Annotated in this window: 4 protein-coding genes and 2 pseudogenes; 3 read left to right on the top strand and 3 right to left on the bottom strand. The window is 39.4% G+C overall.

Going from position 1 to position 5397, the window contains the following annotated elements:
- Positions 1-463 (top strand): annotated as a pseudogene (locus tag LC608_RS36085) (IS4 family transposase); the annotation flags it as partial.
- A gap of 593 nt (positions 464-1056) precedes the next feature.
- Positions 1057-1182 (top strand): annotated as a pseudogene (locus LC608_RS36080) (DUF2811 domain-containing protein); the annotation flags it as partial.
- Between the two features lie 283 nt (positions 1183-1465).
- Here the strand turns inward: LC608_RS36080 and LC608_RS36075 are convergent.
- Entirely contained in the window at positions 1466-1636 is a 171-nt protein-coding gene (locus tag LC608_RS36075; RefSeq protein WP_229558089.1) for a ribbon-helix-helix protein, CopG family, read from the bottom strand.
- 589 nt (positions 1637-2225) lie between these two features.
- The gene (locus tag LC608_RS36070) at positions 2226-2561 is read right to left on the bottom strand and encodes an SH3 domain-containing protein (RefSeq protein ID WP_229558088.1); all 336 of its coding nucleotides are present in this window, start codon (positions 2559-2561) and stop codon (positions 2226-2228) included.
- A gap of 959 nt (positions 2562-3520) precedes the next feature.
- Between LC608_RS36070 and LC608_RS36065 the strand changes: the two genes are divergently transcribed.
- Positions 3521-4513: a hypothetical protein gene (locus tag LC608_RS36065; protein WP_229558087.1), complete on the top strand. Its 993-nt coding sequence runs from the start codon at positions 3521-3523 to the stop codon at positions 4511-4513.
- Between the two features lie 76 nt (positions 4514-4589).
- On the opposite strand, the gene LC608_RS36060 is transcribed toward LC608_RS36065, so the two are convergent.
- Positions 4590-5096: a hypothetical protein gene (locus tag LC608_RS36060; protein WP_229558086.1), complete on the bottom strand. Its 507-nt coding sequence runs from the start codon at positions 5094-5096 to the stop codon at positions 4590-4592.
- Between the last annotated feature and the right edge of the window lie 301 nt (positions 5097-5397).

Raw genomic sequence — 5397 nt, 5'->3', positions numbered from 1 at the left:
ATTTGCCCAAGCTCTGAATGTAGTTATTCTAGTCAAAACCAATCTTAAAACTCATGCTTGCAGCCATGTGATTCTATTTTCTAGCGACCTGGAATTGTCATTTGAGAAAATAATTGACTACTACAAGTTGCGCTTTCAGATCGAATTCAATTTTTGAGATGCCAAGCAATTTTGGGGATTGAAAGATTTTATGAATTTAAGTCAAACTGCTGTAACTAATGCTGTTAATCTAGCATTCTTTATGGTCAACTTATCCCATCATCTTCTCGCGGATTTTCGTCTCCTTAATCCCGACTCCGGCATTCTTGATCTTAAGGCTTACTACCGTGGTTTTCGATATGTTCGTGAAATGTTAAAAATGCTTCCAGAAATCCCTGAGCCTATTTTATTAAACCAGATTTTTGCCAAGCTTACTTCTTTAGGACGCATTCATCCCGTTTCTACGGGCGTTGAACCCTCGTAATTTGGCAGAGGTATTGATTCTAAAGAGGTAATATCTCCAGCTAACGGCTCGAAAGAGGTAATGTAACCAAGTAATGCATCATATATATATAGTTGCAGCCACTACCTTACTCCTCCTATGCTCTCCTACATAAATATTATTAAACTTGAGTTACGATTTGGCGTATCTTAAATTGTTTTAATAATTCAAACGACTTAGCTAAAGTAAAAAACCTAGAGAGCTAAAAATTGGAAAAAACTAAGCAGGATTGTTGCCTCACTAACCTTTGTTATTTCTTTAAGGACGATGAGTCGTTTTAAAAGCTGGTTTTGATGAGGAAGGATGGGTGGAAAAACTAAATGGCATTGAACCGAGATATGACCAAAAACCTGCAATATGACCTCAAAAGGCTTGATTTTGCGTTGTAAATAACGATTTTTTGACTCTAATGTAGCAAATTTTCCAACCTAGACAGGATAGGGTTTTTCAGCCCATCTTACAGGAAAAAACACATATCTCGGCTCAATGCCACTTTATGGTATTACTGAGGGACAAGTAGTAATTCAACAGGACTTACGCAACTGGCACAATGCGATCGCTAAACCTACTTAGAAAAACATCCTGATTGGGATGAACGTCGGCTTATTACCGCAGCTATTTCTCTCTTTCTGCTGCAAAATGCTGATGGAGATCGCCGTGTTTCCCAGGTTTATCTAGAAGCTCTGTTTCGTCGCGGCTAATGCTATTTCCTAGAAGTCATGCTAAATAAAATTCAATTTAAAAGCCCTGGTAAAAATCCAGAGCTTTGTTTTATATGCGGTTTACTAAATGCCAGCTAAAAAAGTTTGCCAGCACTTTCCATACACCTAATCAGCGTTCAATCGCTTTGAGCTACTACTGCTGTTGAAATTTTGTCGATTCAAGAGCTTTGTTAAAAATGCACTGGTAGGTGTAGTATAAATACTTGTCGGATTTTGGAGGAAAAGGGAAAGAAAAACCCCTTAACCTTACCTAGATGAATTGCTAATTGGCATTTTGTACTTCTTGAATTGGCAGAGACCGAATTAATTCGCGGATTACATCGGTTGCTGGTCTGCCAGTCATTGAGCAGTATTTTTCCAGCTTTTCTGCTTCACTTGATGTGAGATTGATTGTGAGTCGTTTAGCAGCCCATTTTTTATTCATAATAGATATTAGAAAAGTTTGATTTCGCAACTACTTCTCTAATATCAATCACTTAATATGTTATTTAACATGGGGCTACCACTGGCTTTTAATTTAAGAGATGATGAAGCAAACTAATATGTTTTTCTAAATAATAGTGAGGACGTAAAGTCTATTTTAAAGGATGAAGTTCCAGCTCCTTAAAACCAATAATTATTAAGACATTATCAAGAAAGGATAAAATACTTTCACACAAAATAGGTACTCTGGTCAAGTAAGTTTTTATCGTTTCTTAAAAAAGCATTGGCAGCATTTTGATATATATCAGCAGCCAATGCCTCTTACCCTGTAAAGTTCTCAAAGGCTCGTATGAGCGAAAATCGAAAGCTTAAAGCTTTACACATACTCAGTTGCCAGGGCGAACGCACGGTATTTCTGAGACCCTTACTAGATAAGGATCTTGACGAAAAAATAGGCTAAATTCAAAAACGCCGAAACCCAAGTATTAAAGGATTCTTATACTTTAGATGCGTTTGCCCTGGCCCTGTACCTCACCCCAACTACATAAGTTTACGCAAAGTGTTTCTTCAGAACAAAGTTATGCAGTGTATTTTGTATTTCAGTCTCCAGCCATTTGCAGGTAATGAGAATGAATCCAACCAGGACGATCAGCAAGCTTTACCCATTCGCGAGAAGACTTGCTGACTCTGACATTGACATCATATTGGTAAGGGATGGCGCCAATTTTTTGATAATTAGAACCAGGACCAGACCGGATGGCGACTCCAATTGGGGCAGTTACCAACACTGTGCAAACAGGATTAATACCTGGTCTTAGCCGACATAGTTGTTCTGCTGGGCTTTGAGCTTGAGTAGCAACGGCTGGCAAAACTATGCCAGTTGCAACTAGTGTTAAAAATACTAAGGCAGCCAGTTGTTTGTTGAATTTAGGCATAATTTTACTTTGTTTGTAGAAAGTCTCCATTTATTATTTTTTAAGATTTGATTGAGGCCTGCGAGGAGCAGATTTTTAGCAGGTTGTATTAACAGAAACTCCAGAATTACTATCCGTAGGGTTAGAGTGCATTCCATTCGTGCAACCAGAGGGTGACAGTTTTGAGATTTACTCCAATGGCACTAGCAAAGTTTTTCTTCGTTCCCTATTATTAATTACAACGGATTTGTTTCCTATTCCAGAAAAATCGACAGTTTTCTGTTGTTAGTTAACAGATTGTTTGTTGCTTTAGGAGATTAACGTGAGTTCAATGGGTTAAAAGGTGCTTTTTTGGCTGAGACTGCAATAAGAAGAAAATTTAAGAGTGGTTTTGTAACACAAAAGCTCCCAAACCGAATCCTCGTGCCAGATTTCCCCCGAACACACCACCACTCATAACTCCAATAGCCCACATCAGCAAGACTTTCGGCAGTCTTGGAGATTCTATGGTTTGAGCAATTGGCTATAGCATTGGCCATTCGTGAAAGGGAAGCGATCGCCGCCGTAATAGCACTATTAGAACAAATAGTTGTCTTCCACAAGGATGATTCACAATCTACCTGAGAAAAGTTTTTATGCTTTCGCAAAAACAATTATGGTGTTAGTACTAGCTTGTTCTATACCAACTACTGGGTTACAACCATAAAGGTACGTGAATTATTTACGAAGTAAGTCGGCACAATCAAGGCAAACTGTGTAAATAAAAGTAAATAAGGCTCAAACTCTTTTTTCCCTTGCCCCCAGCAAAAACTGCCTTATCCTAACAATAATTATTTATACCGACCTACTTACTCATCTTTGCAATTTCACACCTTTGGGACATATATTTTCATTTAAATTTTTAGATGGAATTACTAAAATACAACGGGATTTACTTGTATTTTAACTTAGCTATCTAGTACCAAGGGAGCTAATTTGTGATGTCTCTTTTCAATTTTCCCTTACAAACACTCAATCTTGAGCAAACTCTCAAACAGTTTTGGAGAATAAATGCGCCGATGACCTTTGTTGGTGTTTTCACTTTTGGGCTATTGCTGTTGATGCTGCCAGGGCTGCTAATTGATGAGCGTGTTATTACTGGCGCACCCGCTTGGCTCAAGCCCTGCAAGTTTGCGTTTTCAACTTCAGTCTATTCGTTCACTTTTGTGTGGCTGTTGGGTTTGCTCAAACAACATCGGCAAGTGGCTGGTTTAGCTGCAAATGCTACGGCTTTTGCATTGGTTGTGCAAATAATAGTCATCATAGTCCAGGTAGTACGAGGTACAACTAGCCACTTCAACTTTAGTACTCCTGAAGATGAAGCTCTCTGGAAATTTATGGAAATTGCCCTAGTTCTCCTTTGGACAGCAACTTTAGTTACAGTAATTTTACTAGTGCTAGAGCGTTTGGATAATCCTGTCTTGGCAATTGCTTTGCGGTTTTCCCTTTCCTTAACCTTCATTGGTATGGGCTTAGGCTTTTTCATGACTCTACCCACACCTGAACAAAGTTCGGCGTTGGCAGCAGGTCAGTCAGCGTTACATATTGGCGCTCACAGTGTAGGAGTTCCCGACGGTGGCCCTGGTATTCCCATACTTTATTTAAGTACTCAAGGGGGTGATATACGACTTCCTCATTTGTTAGGTATTCATGCCGTGCAAGCCTTACCATTAATAAGCTGGTTGATTACTTCAACTTTGTCACACCTGAGACAGCACACACAGGCGGCTCTGATGTGGATTGCTAGTTTTGCCTACGCTATGCTGATGTGCCTATTCATTTGGCAAGCATTGCGGGCGCAGCCGATAACTTCCCCCGATGAACTTACTCTGGCGGCCCTTGCTCTTTTAGTTGCAGTGACTTTAGTTGCGACGGTAACAACTTTAGTTGTTGACCGCTATGAATTGCTTAAAACACAAAATTTCAACGACTAAAATCTATGTTTTCTTTGCTATTTAGTTAGCCAAGGTGTGATTAAGTTGACTGGTTAATAGTCACCAGCACAAAATCCTAACTCGCTACATCTAATTCCACAGTTGCTGGCTGTTGTTCTGACTTTACAGCACCCAGTGACTCAATAAAAGCGTCGATTGCTTTGGCTGCTGACTGCTTGCCTGTTTTCAATTGGGAAAGGATATTCTCGCGTATTGCTGAATAATCTGGTAAGACTTGCTGCTCAACAGAAACAGCCTCTTGCTTTGGTAGGGCAACTCCACCATCACATTTTTCTATTAAGTCCTTTATCTGAGCGATCGCATCTGCCATCTCTTGCTTAATCACTTGTTTTATCTCTTCCCCATCAGGTGTAGACGCGGCTAAAGAAGTTACTTCCTGCTTAACTATTTCCTTAATCTCATCACTATTAGATAACGCTAGCCCAGCTTTTGTCTGACCCAGGATTCCCTGTAGCAATCTTGTTGCTGTATGATTCAATGACTCATTTTCGGAAATCTGCATTGCCGATAAAGCTTTGACTTCTGTCTCAGTTAGCCCAATTGAAATTGTTACCTTAGCCATACTTTTAAAGCCTGTAAATATTAATCTTGTACATCGCTAGTTCTGGGTTATACCGTTTGCATACAGTTTCTTTGACAGTCCTTTTACTGCTTACCACAAATGCTGTATAAACAACTTATCAATGACCCAATTATTAAACTTTGCCCTGTGAGCAACTTTTCCCATCGATGCTTTAATCGTAATCGATCACGGGGCGATCGCAGACTAAAAGCCAATAGATGTCAATGAGTGAAGAAACTAGGGGAATTAGTCTAAGAGAGTTCACTCTATTTGATAAAAGTAAATAAACGGGTATGGCTTC

Origin of the sequence: Nostoc sp. XA010, assembly GCF_020829625.1 — a bacterium.
GTDB lineage: Bacteria > Cyanobacteriota > Cyanobacteriia > Cyanobacteriales > Nostocaceae > Nostoc.
The sequence above is the reverse complement of the archived record's forward strand: the minus strand, read 5'-3'. Positions and strand labels throughout refer to the sequence as shown.